Here is an 18,657-nt window from a genome sequence, read left to right as displayed (position 1 = left end):
GCGCGGCGCAACGCTCCTGATGCGAAGTCGTGGCTTCACTGTCGCGCGTGGCGCCGCAATCGTCTCCGGTGAGACGTCTGCGCGCCTGTGAATCTGATATCGACAGCGCAATTCGCCCAAAGAGCCGCTGATCTAGCTAACAGTTCCCGTAAGTCATCTACATCGAAAGGCTTCGGATGTGGTCTTCAATTGCGCGCAATATGCTCGAGAAGCCTTTACCTTGGGCGTAAATCAGTGGCCGGCTGCCCCGGTGTTCTCGTATGAAGTCGGTCGCAGCGTGCTTTGCCGACAACCAAGTCATTACAAACAGATCGGCATTTTCGGCCAGTGCACGCAACCGCGCAGTTCCACCATAATCGGCATTGGTATCGACGATAACGGTCGAAGCAACTTGTTCCAAGGCGGCCTTAGCCTGCCGGCTCGAGGATTCAGTCAGTGAGTATATTGCGATGCGCATACCCTGGATACGAGCGGAGAAGCTGTCAGGGGTATCGCGACCTGGGCTGACGCCGAACGTTTGCAGCTTCCACCCCAGTTCGGCTGCCAATTGTCCGATCGCAGACCGCTGTAGGCTGGAGAGGCGTGCATAAATAGGCGCGACACGCGCCAATACGCCGTGGAAGAAATCTTCGCGAGCGCTGGCATCAGGCGCACTCGCTTTCATGAAGTCTTCCACTATTTCCAGGATCCAATAGATCATGTCGATCCCGAAGCCGTCGCCTGCGATCTCGTTAATGTCGGCGATCAGAGCTTTATAGGCTTTGCTATCAAGGCCGCTGGTCAGCAGAGCACCAATCAGAACCTGGCTTGAATCATAGGTCGTCGCGCCGCGCGCCCTGCTAAGCGCGAACAGGGTCAAGAGGCTCGCGTAGATTGGTGTCATTGCTGCGCGGGGGAAATCCGGAACCCGCTGCAGCCACGCCACGAGGTATGGCAAAGCCTGGGCGGTTCGCTCGGCTGCGACATCGCTCACCTGCGCCCTATCGAGCGCGGCAGCGAGCGCTTGGACCGCGACCGGATCGCCCGCAGTCGCGTTGATCGGCCATTCATTGTTTGCTTGCCTGGCCACATCAAGCGCGCTAACGAAACTCACGTCAGCTGCACGGTCGAGCCAATCAACCCAGGAAGTGGGCGGCACAGTCGCCTCTAAAAGCTCGGCAATCTGCATGGGGGGCCGGAAGGGGTCGGCCTCTCTCAAAAGCGCGCGTTCCTCAGGCGCAAGACGGGCAAGCGCGGCGCGGGCATCCGCAAGCAGGTCGTTGCTGTCGACGGCATCGACGCGCATAAGCGCTTCGCGCGCTATGTCGAGCGGTGCTTCGGCGGCGATCGCGCTTTCCAGATGGGCAGACGAGACCGGCAGCAAGCCGCCAATCCATCCAAGGTCGTCGGACCTTTGCACCAGCAGATCGGCAATGTCGGTTCGATCCGGGGCCTGCAAGGCTTCAAGGCCGTAGATCCGCCATCCATGGGCGGTGAGCGCGGCAGGCGCCGGCGCCGTCAACATTGGCTGCGCGAGAGGCCGCACCAGATTTTCATATCGTCGGCGGGTTTCGGCTACATCCTGCGCATCGAATGGCTGGGCGAGATGGGTGTGGTAGAGCGCCTCAAGGAGAAGGCCGGTGATCGCGGGTGTACGCCGCGCGACGCACAGGCTGGAGAAACCACCGAGTTCAACGATCGCCTGCCATTCGGCAAAAGTCGCGTGCAATTGGACTTCAAGGAATTTGATATTCAGAGAGTCGAGCCGCAGTTCGGACCGCAAACGCCCGAGAATTTCTGCCGCCGCGGCGCGCCGGCCGACATTCAGATAATCCTGGTAGCGCGCGAGCAACCAGCTTGTCGGGACCGGCGCAGTACGCTGCAATTCGGGAGCCCGTGCCAATGTATCGCGCGCTCGGATCAATGCGCGCAGCGCCGTCATGCGCGCGCGCCGATCTGCGGGGAGCCGCATAATGCCTGTGACGGCCGGCTGGGTCTGCGCCACTCTGTCGGACAGGGCTTGACCGGAAATAAGCGCTTCCGGAATGCCGTCGAACGAGGTCAAAGTCGGTCCGGCAAAAGCAACCAAGACGGGCTTCAGGCGCCGCCAGGAAGCCACCGTCGGTGCGACTATCATCACCTGAATGTCGCCAGTTGCATCGAGCGTGGGGATTAGCGCACCCGGAAAATTGGGATCGGCAATGCTGTCGGAAACTGCAGAGCACAGCGCGGCCAACTCGGCATCCAGGGCACCAAAGGCATTGATCGCCAGGATATCGGCAAGCGCTTGTCGGGACGCGTCGCCATCGGTGCCGATCATACGACGCGGCCCTCCCATTTTTCCTCAAGTTCGATCGATTGCTCGGCGACCACTGCCGGATCGGTCCGCAGGACGAGATGTTCGTCGTTGACTGAAATCCCGCTCAAGGTCAGGTTCATAGATCCGGCGAGGAAATAGTCGGCGCCGAGCAGTCCCTTGGCGTGAAAGCTCTTCTCGATCGTCCATTTCAACAAGTCGCCATATCGGGCCTTCAGCGTCCGAAGTCGGGCAATGAAATAGTCGTTGTGGCCGTCTTCACGAATGATCAGCCGGATATGGACTCCGCGCGACAACAATGCGCGCAACACCTGTGACAGCTGGATGGGCGTCGCAGGCCAATCGGGTTCGAGTGCTGCGAACTGGCGTGCCGAATTGTCGATGATCTCGACATCCGAAATCCACGCGAAGAGCAGCCAAAGTTTGGGGCTCGGATTAATCAATTCGGCGATGAAAAGCCCCTGGAACAGGTCGCGCACGGCCCGCGACTGGGCTGGGCCGTGCAAATCTCGGGAATCAGCGGCCATCAGACTTGCTCCCGCAGCGTAAGGCTCACGAAGATCCGGCTATGAGAGCGTTCGACGCGTTCAACGGTGGGGAAGAACTGAAGCACACCAATGCTGACCGGCGTTACGACCAACCTGACAAGTGCGCGACGCAACGCGGGCGCGTCACTGGCATCCGCGGCCAGCCGCACCGAGCCCTGCGCGTCGAACGCCGCGTTTAGCGCTGCCTGCCAGTCTGGGTCTGAGAGTTCGATCGTCGCGATCGACCGGCTAAGCATCAGGTGGCGGACGATGGCCGGATCGGTGCTCCGAGTCCGGCGGAAGGGATTGTGAGATTGGAGTACGCGCTTGCGCACTTCATTGGCGCGCGGCCATAACAGGCTCGTGATAGCCGCAAGGACGGTGACATGCCCAATTGCACCCGGCGGTAGGGTCGCTGAGAGGTAGGCTCGGATCGCGGCGGAAAGGGTTACGTCCTTGCTGCAGATATAAGCAAGTTCGCGCAATTCGATGGCTAGGCCGAACCGGCTTTCGAGAGCATCCCAATGGGCCTGGAGGTCGAGCAACAGCCGGTCGAGTTGTGGGCCCGATCCTGTGCGCAGCAAGCGGTTGTTGAGCGAGACCGACAAAGCGTGGCTGAGGTCGATCCCTCCTCTCTGAGCCAGGCGGTGCGAAAGCGATTGCCACAGAGCTTCGCGTTCGCCGTGGGAATTGGTCGATCGCAATCGCGCAATCTGATCGCCAACATCTTGATTTGCGAGGCCTAAAGCCACGATCTCGCGCAACCCGTCATCGACAAGTTCCAGGTCTGTCGGCGCAAGGGCCGCCTCGAGGGCGGTGAAGAAAAGGCGCGGTTCGGCCGCAAAGCGTTCGGCAAAGGCTTCGAGTACACCTGCTCCACCAAGCGTCGACTCAGTAATCCAGACGCTCGCGATGCCGCCTTGTACATCGTCACGAACATCGACCAGGAGCGTATCGACCGTCGCCTGCCGCGGCGCAGCGGCGATGCACGCCTGCAGCATTGCTTCGCCAAGCGTCTCCAGCACCAGACGGCGTAACCAAACGTTGAAAGCCTCGGCATTGACCGACTGAAGTTGAGCGGCAATGGCACGAAGCCGCTCGCGAACGATGGGGCGACCCAGTTGAAGCAACAGGCCTTGCTGTAAGCGGCCGGGACCGCGTGCTGCCCGGGCTGGGCCTGCACTAATATCTATTGCCGTCGCGTCGTCCTCGTCCTCCGCATCAGCGTCATCGGCGTCATCATCGTCTGGTGTGATCGGCGGGATCGCGCCAAATGTTTCTTCCATTACGCCCCGGAAAACACCCGTGATGCGATCGTCGTCGAGCAGGTCTGCGATAGACGCCGCAATCGCACGATCGTTTACAGCCGCATCCGCCATCACCACTGAGACGAGAAACTGAAAAAGCCATTCGCGCTGGAACGAGTTCAGGTCGTTAGGAAGCTCTGAGTCGGACAGGAATGTATCGCGTAGGTAGGCGAGCGTGCTGGTGGCAATGAGATTGGGGGGTAGGATACTGGCTGCAAGGGCATGTGGTTCGGGTAATGCCAGATCCAGTCGGAAGCCGTCGACCTCGAGTGCAAATCCGATCGCCGCAGCTCGATCGTCATCACTGGTGAAGTGCAGCGTGATCGGGAAATCATCCTGCAATGTGCGGACATTGGCGTGGGCCATGGGCGCGAACCGCCGCACGCTGACGCTTGAGCGGAAACGGTGCAGGTGAAAATCGATGGTCCGCACATATCGGCGCCATTCTGAGCGGAGCGGAACAGGTATCGTGAGCGGATCGCCGTTCGCCATGATGTCGGAGTGCCACACGAGACGAGCATTGCTGCTCGGCAACGCATCGCTTCTCGCCGCCCGCTCGAGCCGAACCGCCCAGGGCCTGAAGACCAAAAGTGGTGGTCCGCCTGTGTGATCATTCAGGCTCCCGCTGAAGGTGCCGACATATTCATGGCTTTCGGCATAGTCGCCGATCCGTCGTTGCTGTTCGGGAAAGGCGGGATCCACGGGTATCCAGTGCGACAGTGCGCCCCGCTCGTGCGCGAAGCGTCGAGTAACGCGACCGGGCACGAACTGGTTTAGCGCCTGTAGGATCGGCATTGCCTCGATCCGCTCCTCATGATTGACGCTCGCAGGCGGGATGATTACCCGAACCTCGGGCAGGCTGAGATCGCTAAACAGGCTGCGAGGCACGAAGTCGGGCAGAGGGTGGAAATTATCCTGAAGGTCGAGTGACCCGACCGCCGTTGGGAAGGCCAACTCCCAATTCCGAAAGAGCCGCCTCACTAGCGTTGGGACCGCTTCGAGTAGAAGCGAGCGCGGCGCCTCCCACAATAGCGTATCCACAACATCGCGGCTCACACCCAGGGCGCTAGCGAGATAAATTCGGAGGCTCTCGATTGTCGCTGGATCGCCCTGCACCAACTGGGTGAGCTTGGTTCGAGTGAGATCGATGACGGCGCGCACGGCGGACGATGGCTGAGGATGAGGCCGACTGAGAATGTCCCATTGCCACGCCTTTTCATACCCGCCCGTGTTAGCGGCGAGCCAATCAAACAGGGCGAAGACTGCCTGAATTTTCAGCACATAGGGATTGCGGATCGGCAGATGTTGTGGCTCGAGCGTCGGGTCGAACAAATGCTCGAATGCCTGATAGAAGGCGCGATCCCGGCCATAATCCGACAGGACCGTCAACGTAATCGGTCGCATCGCCCGACCGCGGCCGGCGCGCCCTTTACGCTGCAGAAAGGACGCCATCCCGCGCGGCGCCTTGTGCTGAATGACCGCGCCCACGAGGGGGTCGTTAAACCCTACCTCGAGCGCCGCGGTCGCAACGACGATATTGGCCGCCTGATTGACCCCGGCGTCCTGCGATGTTGTCCGCCCGACGATCAGCCGGCGGTCGAGGGGATGACCGATATCTTCACAGATCCGCCAGCGCTGACCCTCGACGTCACGTACTGCCGCATCAGGACCGGCGCGACGAATATTGGCGAGCGGCAGCCGCTGGGCGTCAGGCCTGCCGAAGATAGTGTAGGCTTCCGCATCGCGTAGATCGTCATAGAGCCGGTTGGTGACGTCGAGATCATCGGTGAACAGAAAGGCACGCCGTCCAAACGATCCTGACGTGTCGGTCGCGCCGGGAGGGTCAAGTAGGCGAGGTAGCAGCATCGCCGTCTGGATCGTTGTCGAAAGGAGCGAGGTCCGTGAGCCTGGGTCACCGCGTAGCAGGATCTGATACTCAGCGCCTTCCTCGGCATACTCCTCGACCGTCGGCGTGATCTCGACGACCCGGTCGGGATGGGCGCCCGTCAAATCCGCAAAGAAACGGGCAGCATCTCCAAGCGTGGCCGACAATCCGACCCAACCGATCGGCGCACCGAGCAAATGACGCCAGCGTCGCAGCGTGAGTGCGGCCTGCGCCCCGGTCGCGCCCGCATAGGTGTGAACCTCGTCGAGCAGCGCGAGCATTGGCTTCCGACCCGCTGGCAACCCCACGCCGAACAGGCCGCGCATCCATTGGTCCGATAGGCGCTGGTTGAGAATTTCGGTCGTCGTGAACAGAATGTCTGGGGGATGGCGCTGAAGCCGCCCGCGGGTCAGGACGATCTGGTCTTCGCTAACATGGCCCTGGCATCCCGGCTCGGCACAAACGAGCTGTTCGGTCCCGGAGTCGATATCGCTACCGCGCCAAAAAAGCTCGGCGTCACAGGACGGGCAGCGCATCCAGGGGCACACAAAATCCTGTCCGCGCCGTTGCCAGTTGCGGTCGCTCAGTTCCTGCCGACTGGCGCGGCGCGGCGTCGCGCCGAACAGGGCGCCGATCATGAGAGCGCGACGACCATGCGCTCTCAACGGAGCGTCGATCTCGCGGGCCATCCGGAAGGCTTCCGCGAATTGGTCCTTGAGAAGTTCGATCCGGGGATAGATCGCGATCGCCTTCACCCAGTAATTGGCATCGATCGCCTCGCCGATACGGATCATGCCCGGCAGGTAGAAGGCGATCGTCTTGCCGCTACCCGTTCCCGCCGTGACGATCGTGCCGCCGTCGTCTGTCGCGGACGAAAGACGCACAGTGGCGCGCTCCTGAAACGCGGAGAAGCGTAGACTGGAACGGGCGGTGAGAGACTGCCAGAGGTCCCGGCGCAGCGGCGATGTGCCGATAATATTTGGATTGTCTTGGAGAATGACATTTGGCGCGCGGTCGCGGCGGGGAAAGCGGCGCGGCCGGCGATCGACACGAAAGTCTGCGACCAGCGATGGCGCGCCCTGCCATGGGCGATTGGGAAACAACTGCCGGTTAGCAGCGAGCAGTCGCATCATTTCCGCGAACCGCGAGCGGATGCGGACATCGCCACCCATGTCCGGCATCTCGAAGATCAGCCTTGCTTCGATCAGCTCTTCGACAAGGTCTTGACCGTCGGCCCCGCCCGCAGGCGCACCGACGACAACGGTGTCTCCAAGAGCATAGGCCTCGTCCTCACTGAGGGAGCCGTCGGTGAACCCCCATTCCAAAGAACGCATTTCGATCGCTTCGATGCGGTCGAGAACCGCTAGAGCTTGAACTGATAAGGGCATCGCTGAGGCTACCGCAATTTGATACGGAAGGCGTCGAGGAGATTGCGACTCTCGAGCCATGTGCGCACATCTTGCGTAAAAGCGCTCAAAAGCGCCTCCGAACTTGCCGCCGCGCGGATGAACGCGACCACGCTGGAAGGGATATCGTCGGCAGCGAGCGCTTTCCATGCCGCCTCGTGTTCGTCGATCAGCGCGTCCAATCTGGAGATAGCTCCCTTGGGATCGTCAGGCAGCATCGCACCGAACCCGGCGACATTAGTTCGTATTTGGCTGATGCGACTTATACTTAATCGGAACTGTGGGATCTTAGCGAGTGCGTTCAGCACATCATCGGCACCGAAAGCGGCGCGCTTTGCGACATAGGTTTGCCACGCTACAAGCGACGCCTTCTCGGCTGCGACTGCAATAGCTGACACTCGGTCTGCAAATTCGTGCTTCAAGTCGAATGGTGGGTCGTTTATCGCGGCTGGGTTGGCATGCACGGCTTCGCGTAGGGTGCGAGCCTTAGCCGCATAACCCGAACCGTCGTTCGCCGCGAAACCGGTTTCGACGCCCGCCGCCGCGAGCTTCGCCAGGTTCGCGCGAGCACGGGCCACTTTCTCCGAAAGTGTCGTAAACTGGGTGGCGCGCGTCAGGAACTGCTCGGCTTCGTCAGCCGTGTTCTTGAGCTTATTGTAGCTGCCAATCTTGGAGGACAACGCGCCCGCACGCTCAAGCAGCATCGGCATGCGCCCCCTTCGGCGCCGTCATTTCGAGAAGGTCGTTCTCGATCGCAGCGAGCAATGTATCGATACGGGCGAGACTCTCGTCGAGCGCGGCATGCTTTGCATCAAGGCTTTGGCTATTGGTCCCTAGGTTCTGGTCGACCGCATCGAGAAATGCTTGTGTTGCTGCGACGAGCGCGGTTCCGGCCTCAACCGCATTCCGCCGTCCCCGACCATAGTAGGGAAGTGCCGCTACGCCGTCTTCCTGCTTGGCGAGAGTCCGCGCGGCAGTCAGCGACTCGTCGAACTGGACAAGCCGCAGACGGTCAAGTGCTTCGGCGAGTTGCTTCGAACTGTTGTTGGCCCCGATGCCGGCATCGGCAACAGCCGCTCGCGCTGCGTCTAGCGTCGACAAGATGGAGGCACGAGTCGCGGCCTCTCCAAATGCCCCTTCCATAGCGTTGAGCCAAACCTGGCGCACGCCCATCTCCGCGTCCGCGGCCGCCCCCAACATGGCCTTCACCTCGCGATAGGTCTTGGCAGGCTCGTTTCGATCATCATTAGGCGGGATGAATCGGAGGCGCCATTTGGCCTGACGGAGATCACGAACCGGTCCAACGATCTTGCCGGGATTCAGCATGGGACCTGCCCTGCCGCCTTTCATACTCGCAATCTGGGCGTGCGCGATGCTCGCAATACTATCGCGGGCGCCCGCGATCTTGTCGTACAATGCGCGCATCTCAGGAGCCGTGCTGGCGCACTCACTGGGCCAAGTTGTGCTGAATGCGGCGTCGATCATGTCAGCGACCGTCGCATCGGGCTTGATCTTCCCGCCAATCGCGGCGCCGACGCACAGCACTTCGATGGCTGCGGCAGCCTGGTGCCAATCTGGGCTTGGCGCGCAGAGTGATTTCAACTGGGTCTCGACACTGCGCGCCCAGAGGTCGACGCAGTCGAGAAAGGCGCCGAGCATCTTTTCGCCATTCTCGAAATCCCAACGAAACTGTTCCTTGCTCGCGCGCAACACTCCCTGGAGTGCTGCGGCGGTGGTCGCGTCGGCAGGAATGAGCAGCTTTACCTGCAGATCTTGCCGGGCCAACGTGGTTTGGTTTTCGAAACTAATGCTGGCGGTCTGGAACGGGCGTCCGGTCTTGCCGACGAAGCTTGTCTTGGCGAGACCGAGCATGTCCCAATCGATCGCATGGGAAACCGCCGAGAACACGAGCAGCCTCAGATTGGTGGCGACGGTTTGATCGAGGCCGGATCCCGCGATCCACTTCTCGATGAGCAGATCCTCCCGGCTCGCCGTGGCCCGCTGTGGCTTGTTATCGACGAACGATTCATCAACCGGATCAGTTGTTTTGTCACCTGCACCCGGGATCTCCGGGACGTCGAACGCTGCACGCAGCCGTTCGTCGAGGTTGGCGATTGTTCCGCTACCGTCATACAGTTCCAGAAAGGCGGCCCAGCGCTTGAAATTCTGAGGGTTACGGCTCTGGAGGTCCGCCTGCGCCACGGCCGGCAGGGCTTTAATCCCATCAAGCTTTTCGAGTAACCTGAACTCGGGGAAAGTACCGGTAGCGATCGATGGGCCGAAATTGTCCAACACTTCGACTAGAAGATCGTTCTGCAAGATTCGCGGATTGAGGGTTCGCGGCATGGAATGATCGGCGCGTAGCGCGGCGTTCCAGAGCGCCTGGGGCGTAAAGGGGTAGAGCCCATATCCATCGACAGCGCCGAAAATGGGGTGGCATTCCGCTTGGTGCGGGCAGGTATCACATCGTGACGGCGGGCTGTCGCCGGCGTTCGCCGAAGCGTTCCATCGAGTTATGCCGTCGCGACCTAGGCGGACGGCGTTCAGATAGCGCGACGTGAACTGGCTCAGCGATGCCTGTGTAACGGTATCGCCGTCCGCACGCCCGGCGGAACGGTCCATGTCGACAATGTGGGTCGTGCGCATATAGGCCGTTTCGGCGACGCTTTGAAAGAAACCCGTTGTAACAGCAATGGCCGTGCGCATCTTGCATTGGCGTTCGTCCCCTTGCGAGGTGATTGCCTGCAGGAGCGCGCGATCAATGCCCTGCAATCGGGCAAACTCCTCGACCAGGAGGACCAGTTCCTTGCCCTGGGATTTGAGATACGTGCGCAAGCGCGTCATCAGCTCCTCGACACGGTCGCCGGAAAAGCTGAGCGTCCGCGCTACCGCGCGGTCCAGGTTGCGATTGATGATTTTGATCGCCAGCGGAAGATAGGTCGGCGGATCAAGTTCGATGATCTGGATGGCGTCCTGCGCCAGCCTCGAGGCGTGGGCAAAGTCCATGCCGCCGAGCGGCAGATCGCTTTCCGAAAAGCTGCGGCGCCGATCAGGCCGGTCCTGCGCATTGGAGGGCGCAAAAATATGATCGACGATCTCTGCAATGACGGTGTCGTCGCCCAGGAAATGCGCCTTGCGCATATGCGGGTCCTGAAACAGGTTCGGCAGGCTCCCGATCAGGGCTTGTTCGACCTCGTCGGCATCTGGCGCCAACTTGTCCTCACGGATCACCTGCGCGAGATCGTTGAGCAATTGCTGCTTCTGGTCGTCCCGGCTCTGCGTGCCGTCGCCGGCAGACTGCAGGGTCTCGAGGAAGCTCGCCTGTTGGTCATCTGGCAATTCGGCAATGATCATCTTGACGATCGCACGCAGGCTCGTGCCCGACTTTCGCACGACAAGCACTAAACGGCTGGCGTCCGGCTTAATGTTGAGCCGCATCCAGTGGACCAGATGCGATTTTCCCGAACCCGTCGTGCCAAGGATCGCGGCCAGGGCGTGGGGACGATTTTCGAGCAGGAAATCGCCCAGAAAAGCGGCGGGCGTCATGTCCACCCAATTTGCCTCGCCGATGTCTTGAAAGCGTTTGCCCACCTGCGGGCTAACCTTAAGATCCCAGTCGCTGTGTACGGCCCGGAACAGGCCGTCGCTGATGTGTTCGGCAAAGGGGTTTATGACCTGACGAACGGCACCGGGCTCCCAGCATAGATAGTTTTTCATCGTGCTTAGGTCCTCAGCGCGACATGGCTCACCCCGCCCTCACGCATCCCGAAATCAAGGATCCGCGCGGGAGCGTCCGCCACGCTGGCGAGAACGATCCGCTGCCGGTCCGCCAACCGCTGGAGGGCGACGCTCGTCGTAACCGACAGGCGCTGCCCGCGATCGGGAACGGGAATCCGGCGCATCGCCTCATAGTCTTCGCGCACGCTTCCCGTCTCGAATACCGGGAAGATGCCAGAGAGACGCGTCAGGAATTGCTCTATAGGCAGTTCAATGCTTTCCGCAAAAATTGCAGGGAGTGCGCCCCCGATCGCCCGAACCGGATCGGGGATGACGCGGCGCGCATTTTGGTCGTCGGCATCACGGCCGCCGACGATTGTCGCGAAACCTAGATAGCGCGCCCAGTAGAGAAAATTTTGATATGTGTTGAGCGAGGTGACTTCGGTTTTCGACGCATGTTCGCCAATTTCGGCTTGCAAAGTCCGCTGAGGCGGGACGGAAAAATTCATCGGGTGCAGCGGATTGGAACTGAGGAACCAGGCCAGCGCGATCATGAAGCCGGCATGCTTTATCTCGATTGCGCGCGCAGGATCGAACAGGGTGCGGTACATATAATCGAGAAAGTAGACTTCACTATCGCTGCCCCTCTTCCCGCCACCACGCGCGTCCGCCGTCAAGCGCAGCTTGTCATCCATGTCTTCGACCAATCCGAGACGCCGGGCCTCCAGCAGCGTATTGCTGAACAGGGTCGTGGTGGACTCGCCGTCGTCATCAGCCCCCCGACCGCTCAGGGACGGCGGCGTCGCCCAGGCTTTGATTCGATCCTTGATCTCGCCAGCGTCACTCTCGAAAAGAGACGCATAGATAGCGAACAGTCGACTTGGGACAGCCTGTGCGGTGGTGACAATACTCATTGGGCTACTCTTGCATTAAATTCATCGAGCGTCAGCACGCGTCCACCAAAGACGTCGCGGAGCCGCCGGCCGTCCGGCGCCAACTGTTCCTGGGAGGCGATGAAGATGCGTGGATTATCTTGACGCGGATTTAGATTTTGCGTTTCGAGGGTCTGTCCGGCGCCCACCAGGACCAGTTCGGGCCCCTTGGGGAGGCGCGACAGCGCCAGCGAATTGAGGTCGCTGACAAAAAACGCCGATTTCTCCGCGAATTTGAGGACCCTTGTCATGTCGAAGGGCTGTGCCCCCATTTGAATGAGCTTGGCAAGGCGCGCCTGTTGCAGCCGAAGGAAGGTTTCCCCCAGGCGGCGCGAAGCCGTGCGCGGGAGAGTGTTGGGATCATAGGTGACGAGTAGGCGCAAATCCTTGTCGAACAGGTCCGCGAGCAAAGGATCGAGTGGCTTGATCCAGGGAGCGCGTGGCTCTCCAACCGGCCGGGTAGCGAGACGGCGGTCGGGGTCCGAACGGCAAATGCTGCATCGACTACATGTACGGCCGACTTTGTCTTTGCCATACAGTTCCTCCAATATGGAGGCGGGACAATGCGCATCGCTGAGGAATTTCCGCATAAGATCGAGATTGCGGATCGACGCGAGCCAACCAATGCGCCGAACCGGTTCGACTCGCTTTAGCCACACCGCCTTGTCGAGATGGTGGTCGTCGATGATCTCGACCTCAAGCCAGTCGCCCTCCTCCGCGATGCGGGGATAAGGAGACCCTAGCAGACGCACGAGCCCCGCCCGCGCCATCAAGGCGACGGTGCGCAGATTCCAGTCCGTATTGGTTTCCCCGAACATGTCGATATCGCGCTCGCCGGCGCCCGGCCGGCCGTCGATGCGCACGGCGAAGCGCCCCTCACCAAAGCGGATTTTGCGCGCGAACAGGGTCGACCAGCGCTCAAAGCCGCGATCGATGCTGATCACCTGCTGGGCGTTGATTTTCTTCGCTATAGTGAAATCCTTCGCGGTGGGGACTATCAACGACAGCGCGGCCCTACCGTCGCGACCGCCACGGCCAACCTCCTGGTAAAATCGGTCTAGTGTTTCGGGGATGCAGGCATGGATGATGCTCCGTGCATAGGCATAGTCGATCCCCAGACCGAATGCCGATGTGCCGACGACAATGTCGATGGCCCCGGCGCGCCATTCGCCAACGATCTCCTCACGCTCTGCCCGGGCCGTCTTGCCGTGCAACTTGCTGATGCGCCGAAATCCCGCCGCGGCTAGGCGGGCATGCCAAGCATTTGCAGCGGCAACCTCGGTCACATAGAGCACTGCTGGACGCGGCGCGTGGTGCAAAGCTTCCATAACCTGATCGATCCGCGCTGCCTCGCTTGCGACGGGCGCGATCCAATAATCGGGCTCGGGGCGCAGTTGAACCGCGGCCAGACTTTCGAAATCGCTTTCGGCGCCGAACAGCGCGCGCAGAGTCTCCAGCGAGGAATCCGTCAGTGTCGCCGAGAGCATGATCGTGCGCATTGCCTGGCCTGACGGGGCAGCACCGAGAAGTTCGCGCCGCAACCCGCTCAGTTCCTGGAACTCGGTGCGAAATCCTGTTCCCCATTGATCGACCAGGTGGGCCTCGTCGATCACCAGCGCTCGCAACAAACCCGCTTCAGCCGCCCGGCGAAGCGGATCGCGCAGTCGCCCGCATGCGGCCTCGGGCGATGCGAAGCATAGTCCCTGGGTTCCGGCGGCAATCCGCTCCGCTATGATGGCATTCTGGGCATCGTTGCCGCCCTGAAAGGCGAGCGGCTTTGCAAGACCGCAGACCTCGACCGCCTCCTGCTCGTGATTTACGCCCAGCGCCACGGTCGGCACGATCACCAAGGTGGTGCCCTGATTCTCCTGTTGATCGGCGCCGACGAATCCGACGGTCTGGATGAGCTGGAAGATCATGCTTTTGCCTTCGCCCGTCGGCAGCGCGACGACGAGGCTTCCTCCCGCCGGGGTGGAGAGCGCCGCACGTACAGCGGCGCGCTGGCCCCGGCTGCGATAGGATGTGCGCCGCACTGACGCCAGAAACGGGTCGCCCTCACAGCCCGCGGCATTGAACTCCCGGCGTATTGTTTCCGAGGCGGCAAACGCGTCGACTTCGTTGCCCTCTACGCTCAGCCACTCCGGGTGCCACGGTTCGATAGAAACCAACCGGGCGTCCCCGGCGATCGTCATTCTCAGCCCAACCTTGTTCCAGTGCCGGAAATCGGAAAAGCGCGCATGCGATACCGGGATGACGGGCACCGCCGTGCCGCGCCGGGTGCGCTCATGGTTTATGGCTTGGCGCAACAACACCGCCAGATCGAGGGCACTGGCATGCTGTGGCAGTTCGGTCAGCGCAATGCGCAGGCGCTCGACAGAGGGCGACTTTGCCCGCCACGCCGTCCCATCGTCGGCGCACTCGAGCAGCCTGGCCAAGGCCTTGAAGGCGTCATGGCCGTCCAGTTCAACCAATGAAATGCGCTCCTGCTGTTTTAGCGCCCACGACAAAGCAGCCCATCGCATCGAGCCGGATGGCAGGCTTGCGAATGCTGAGAAGTATGGCTTCGATCAATGCGATATCGGCCCTAGCCATGGCATCGCCTGCGGATTGCCGGCGCTGCAGGCGGCTCTGCCGTCGCTGCAGATCGATCTCCGCCGATCGTGCGGCCTCCGCGATCCTCTCCGCGACCTCGGGTTGACGCGCCAGCCGCTGTCGGACGCCGTCACGGGCATCGCGACAGATTCTTGGGAACGTCCCCGGGTCGATGATCTCCGCAAGCAAGTGTGGCCGGCTGCCCAGGTTGATGTCGGACCCCCTGCCCTCGCTCCGATAGGGATGCTCCAGTATGCCCAGAAGGGCGGGATCGAAGACGTCGTCGCCATTGACGTCGATGATGACCGTCTGAGCGCTGGCTGCGAAATAGCGTTGTGCGCAGCGAGAGGCGGCGAGTTCTCCACGGGTCGGCGCCAGCAAGTCAGCAATATCGAGGGCGGGCTCGATCGTGAAGCAGAGCTTGAATCCAATCCAGGGCTCCCCCTGCCAGTCGGGCACAATGCGGTAGGTGATGAATGCGGTGCCGCGATCGTCCCACCGGGTGAAGCGCTCAATTACATTGACGAGTGGGGTTCCCGGCCGGAGCAGTGTGACGTCGGCGCGACTGGTCGCGATACGCCGCTTCCAGGTCAGCGGCTGGCTGTCGTCCAGTTTGAGTTCGGCTTGCCAGGGCAGTCTCGGGATTAGTGTTTGGGGGGTCACGGCAAGCTTGAACGAATCCTCGCTGGGCCAGACAAAGGGGCGCTTCTTCAGTTGCAAAATCCCAAGGAGCCACTGATCAACATCCTTCTCGAGAGCCGTCTCATCCGCCTCTGCGTCTTCCAGTGTCTGGATGAAGCTCTCGACCGGCTCCTCGGCAAGCGCGATGCGATCGAGCGCATATTGCTCGTCCTGCGACTTTCGCTCGTCATCGATGCGCGCCCGTATGTCGTTGGCGAGACCGACCAACCCCTCCGGTCCGCTCATCAGCAGCGTCTCGAAAACTTGGTGCTCGAAGTCGTCAAGCAGGAATTGGACGTCGCTGATCGACCGATTGAAGATACGAAACCCTTGCGTGAGCAACGCATACCACGCCGCCCATGGGCTAATGTCATCATCAGACGGCACAAGGATGCGGTGCCGGATCATGCCCTGGCGGCGGCCATAGCGGTCGAGCCGCCCAATGCGCTGCTCGATACGGGCAGCAGAAAGCGGCAGATCAAGATGGACTATGGCATCAGCGAAGCTGAGATTAAGCCCTTCTTCCGCCGACCTGTCCGCCACCATTATGGTCGGCCCAGGGGCGCATCGAAAGTGCTCGGCCACATCGTCGTCCTCCGGCCCGGCAAGAAGAAGGCACGTCACCAGGGCGAGCGTCTCGGACGCCGCAGCATGAAAATTCTCGGCTATGCGTTCCGATGTTGCAAACACCACGATCCTAGGATCGGCAATCTCCTCCCCAAGCGTCTTCAACAGCCGGCGGCTGCTTTCGACCATGGTATCGATACGTTCGTCATCATCATAATCCTCGGCCTGAGCCGCAAGCGCGGAAAGAATTTCGCCTTCGCCAGCGAACGACACCTCTGCGCGCGCGAGCCAGTTGCGAAACTCGGTTGCGTCCGTTCCAACTACGCTCAGGAGCGCACGGTAGCGCTCAGAAAGGCGCGTGCGTGCGCCATCGTCGCCGGCAAGAGACTCGACAGCTGCGAAGCGCCAATCCTCCAATGTCGCGAGCAGCGTCTCCATTTGATCCGCGGGATCGCTCTCGGTCCGAACGTGGCTCAGATTCGTTTCGTCCCCTACCTCAGGTCCGCGCGGCCTGAATTCCCAGCCCTGCGCATCGGCGCGCCGCGACCGGATCAACCGCTGATGAATGCGGTAGCTGTCAGCAATATGCTCCTTGAGCGCGCCACACAGCCCGGCCAGGTCACCCGGCGCGTCGCGGGTGGCGGCTATCATTTGCGGCGCAAGAACTTGGATGATCGGATCGTCCGGGAAGGATCTCACAAGTTCGGCGCCCCGCTGGCGAAGGACAAGCCCGGGGGCGTCATGATTGAGACTTAGGAGGACACGCCCGATCGAACGGCGCTGTTCCAGCTTGATGCGAAAGCCGGCCAGGTCCTCCAAGGGATGGGTCAGTGGATCGAGCAGATTGAGCAGCGCGAGGAACTTTGCTTCATCGCCAAGTGGCGGCGTTGCCGACAGCAGCAACAGCACCGGCGCATCCTGGGCGAGCTCACGAAGGCGCGCGGCCGATTGGGCCATTGGGCCGTCTTCAAACCCGACCAGATGGTGGGCTTCATCGACCGCCAAGACGTCTGGTGTCCGGCTGACGCGCGCAAGATCTTCATGCGAGCAGCATTCAAAGGGTGCACCGAACTGATCCAGGCGAAGCTTTTTGCCCAACTCACGGCGCCATTGCTCGCACAGCTTCGCCGGCGCCGCGATTAGAACTCTAGTTTCGGCGTTATCAATGAGGTGCTGACGGATGATGAGGCCCGCCTCGATCGTCTTGCCGAGGCCAACCTCATCGGCGAGCAAATAGCGCTGGATAGGATCACTCAGCACGCGTCGCACGGCCGCCACCTGATGTGGCACGAAGTCAATTCCGGCGGACAAAAGAGATGTCAGACCCTGCGACGCGCTGGTGAGGGCACGAAGCGGGCCGATCGCAGACTGACGCCTATCATGTAGAAACTGACTTTCGGCTCCGCCTGCGGCTAAGATTTCTGCGGGATCCTCCGGCGCGTTCCACGGCCGCACGAAAAGATCTATTTCGCTGAAGTCCTGGCGTTTCCCATTCGGAAAGCTCACTTCATAGGTGATGAGTCCGTTCTCATTGTGAAGAAAGTCGGTGACACGGCCGACGCGCATCCGATCTTCACTAAAAACATAGGCACGGGTCTGCGGACTGAGGAAAGCCCGTTCGACTTGGCCGACATCATATTCGACTTCCTCTGTGCGTTGAATGGAATAGAAAATCGAGATCTTGCACCGCCCGTCGGCCGCTGCCACAAGCTTTCCTATTCCTTTTCGACTAGGCAAGCCAACAAGCATCCCCCTGAACAGATTACCACCCCCCAAGAGCGGGACCCCTCGCCCTGAAAAGCCGACAGTCTCGCGACGATTATTTGAAAAAGCAACTACAACAGCAGCGATAGGCAATAGAATCTGCCGCGCCTAGTCGTATCCCATCTGTACCAGCCGTTGGCATTCTGGATTTCGTCGACCTGCTCCAGCAGTGCCCTGCGGAGTCCGCCGCGAAATTTGAAGATATCCATATTTCTGCTTCCTGAGACGATTTCACAATTACCTCGCCGAATCGGCTCCATAGTGGACCTTCACGGGTCTAATGGGTATCGAACTCATCCAACAGTAGGCCATACTCCAGGTGGGCGTAGAGTTCGAGCAGATACTGGGCCACCGGATCGGCAACATCCACGAAACGGACGTTCATCAATTTCACCAGCTCGATCTGTCGATAGAACTCTGCCCGGAACACGTCCTCTCTCGAAAGGGCGAGACGTGACCCCTCCGCTGTATAGGTTGCGGTCCGCTCGAGGAGGCGGCGCGCGCGCTTGAAGGCAAAGGATGCGGAGTAGTGGGTTTTGGCGGTATGGCCGCGAAGGCGACCTTGCAGATTTCGCGTCCGCCCGACGTGGACGGGGACGCCATCTTCAAAAAACACGTAGACCCCTGCCCTGCCCAGGTGTGCCGCCACGCCCTTGGCGGGAAACGGTGAGGATACGTGAAGCTCGGCGAACAGGGCAGGGATTGCGGCCGTTGCCGTCGCAAAATGCTCGTTCATGGCCTCCTCCGTGCAAATGCCCTGTATCATGTTTCTGCAAATACGCTTTTACGACGAGAGTCTGGCCCAAGTTCAAATCGACCCTCTAAATTGCTCACCCTGCGCGAGCTGTATCCCAAGCTACCGATCGACCTGACCGAAGACGCCCGAAAATGGAAGCAACCGACAAGTCGTTCAGTCCATCCCCGCCACCTACAAATCGTAGCGCAACACAAGCGTCATTCAGTATTTTCAACCCCGCGGGCGT

At 60.9% G+C, this 18,657-nt stretch carries 10 protein-coding genes; all 10 read right to left on the bottom strand.

Translation table 11 applies throughout. The features are described 5' to 3' along the window. Positions 1 to 157: 157 nt before the first annotated feature. The 10 genes from dpdD to EN807_RS29545 all read right to left on the bottom strand — a co-directional run bounded on the left by dpdD (position 158) and on the right by EN807_RS29545 (position 18,410). On the bottom strand, positions 158 to 2,299 hold the full coding sequence (gene dpdD, locus EN807_RS29580; RefSeq protein ID WP_128177309.1) for a protein DpdD: 2,142 nt from the start codon (positions 2,297 to 2,299) through the stop codon (positions 158 to 160). Then, positions 2,296 to 2,823, bottom strand: coding sequence for a phospholipase D-like domain-containing protein DpdK (gene dpdK, locus EN807_RS29575; protein WP_135937740.1), 528 nt, complete (start codon positions 2,821 to 2,823; stop codon positions 2,296 to 2,298). The genes dpdD and dpdK overlap by 4 nt, the downstream gene beginning before the upstream one ends. Beyond that, complete coding sequence (dpdJ, locus tag EN807_RS29570) at positions 2,823 to 7,403, bottom strand: protein DpdJ (protein WP_281405226.1); 4,581 nt, start codon at positions 7,401 to 7,403, stop codon at positions 2,823 to 2,825. Before dpdJ ends, dpdK begins: the two co-directional genes overlap by 1 nt. A gap of 8 nt (positions 7,404 to 7,411) precedes the next feature. After that, entirely contained in the window at positions 7,412 to 8,131 is a 720-nt protein-coding gene (locus EN807_RS35790) for a hypothetical protein (protein WP_164759457.1), read from the bottom strand. Next, entirely contained in the window at positions 8,115 to 11,138 is a 3,024-nt protein-coding gene (gene dpdH / locus EN807_RS29565; protein WP_135937738.1) for a protein DpdH, read from the bottom strand. Before dpdH ends, EN807_RS35790 begins: the two co-directional genes overlap by 17 nt. Positions 11,139 to 11,143: 5 nt before the next feature. Continuing rightward, positions 11,144 to 12,052, bottom strand: a complete 909-nt coding sequence (gene dpdG / locus EN807_RS29560; RefSeq protein WP_135937737.1) for a protein DpdG — start codon at positions 12,050 to 12,052, stop codon at positions 11,144 to 11,146. After that, positions 12,049 to 14,541 (bottom strand): protein DpdF, encoded by a 2,493-nt coding sequence (gene dpdF / locus EN807_RS29555; RefSeq protein WP_189522617.1) that lies wholly within the window; start codon positions 14,539 to 14,541, stop codon positions 12,049 to 12,051. Before dpdF ends, dpdG begins: the two co-directional genes overlap by 4 nt. Then, positions 14,534 to 17,659: a protein DpdE gene (gene dpdE / locus EN807_RS29550; protein ID WP_128177320.1), complete on the bottom strand. Its 3,126-nt coding sequence runs from the start codon at positions 17,657 to 17,659 to the stop codon at positions 14,534 to 14,536. Before dpdE ends, dpdF begins: the two co-directional genes overlap by 8 nt. A gap of 86 nt (positions 17,660 to 17,745) precedes the next feature. After that, on the bottom strand, positions 17,746 to 17,883 hold the full coding sequence (locus tag EN807_RS35785; RefSeq protein WP_189522615.1) for a hypothetical protein: 138 nt from the start codon (positions 17,881 to 17,883) through the stop codon (positions 17,746 to 17,748). Positions 17,884 to 17,951: 68 nt separating this feature from the next. After that, positions 17,952 to 18,410: a hypothetical protein gene (locus EN807_RS29545; RefSeq protein ID WP_135937735.1), complete on the bottom strand. Its 459-nt coding sequence runs from the start codon at positions 18,408 to 18,410 to the stop codon at positions 17,952 to 17,954. Between the last annotated feature and the right edge of the window lie 247 nt (positions 18,411 to 18,657).

The organism is Mesorhizobium sp. M5C.F.Ca.ET.164.01.1.1 (genome assembly GCF_004792125.1).
Lineage (GTDB): Bacteria > Pseudomonadota > Alphaproteobacteria > Rhizobiales > Rhizobiaceae > Mesorhizobium > Mesorhizobium wenxiniae.
The sequence above is the reverse complement of the archived record's forward strand: the minus strand, read 5'-3'. Positions and strand labels throughout refer to the sequence as shown.

Excerpts from the sequence above, each read along its gene's own strand:
- dpdD (WP_128177309.1), bottom strand. The coding sequence starts at position 2,299 with ATGATCGGCACCGATGGCGACGCGTCCCGACAAGCGCTTGCCGATATC.
- dpdK (WP_135937740.1), bottom strand. The coding sequence starts at position 2,823 with ATGGCCGCTGATTCCCGAGATTTGCACGGCCCAGCCCAGTCGCGGGCC.
- dpdJ (WP_281405226.1), bottom strand. The coding sequence starts at position 7,403 with ATGCCCTTATCAGTTCAAGCTCTAGCGGTTCTCGACCGCATCGAAGCG.
- EN807_RS35790 (WP_164759457.1), bottom strand. The coding sequence starts at position 8,131 with ATGCCGATGCTGCTTGAGCGTGCGGGCGCGTTGTCCTCCAAGATTGGC.
- dpdH (WP_135937738.1), bottom strand. The coding sequence starts at position 11,138 with ATGAAAAACTATCTATGCTGGGAGCCCGGTGCCGTTCGTCAGGTCATA.
- dpdG (WP_135937737.1), bottom strand. The coding sequence starts at position 12,052 with ATGAGTATTGTCACCACCGCACAGGCTGTCCCAAGTCGACTGTTCGCT.
- dpdE (WP_128177320.1), bottom strand. The coding sequence starts at position 17,659 with ATGCTTGTTGGCTTGCCTAGTCGAAAAGGAATAGGAAAGCTTGTGGCA.
- EN807_RS35785 (WP_189522615.1), bottom strand. The coding sequence starts at position 17,883 with ATGGATATCTTCAAATTTCGCGGCGGACTCCGCAGGGCACTGCTGGAG.
- EN807_RS29545 (WP_135937735.1), bottom strand. The coding sequence starts at position 18,410 with ATGAACGAGCATTTTGCGACGGCAACGGCCGCAATCCCTGCCCTGTTC.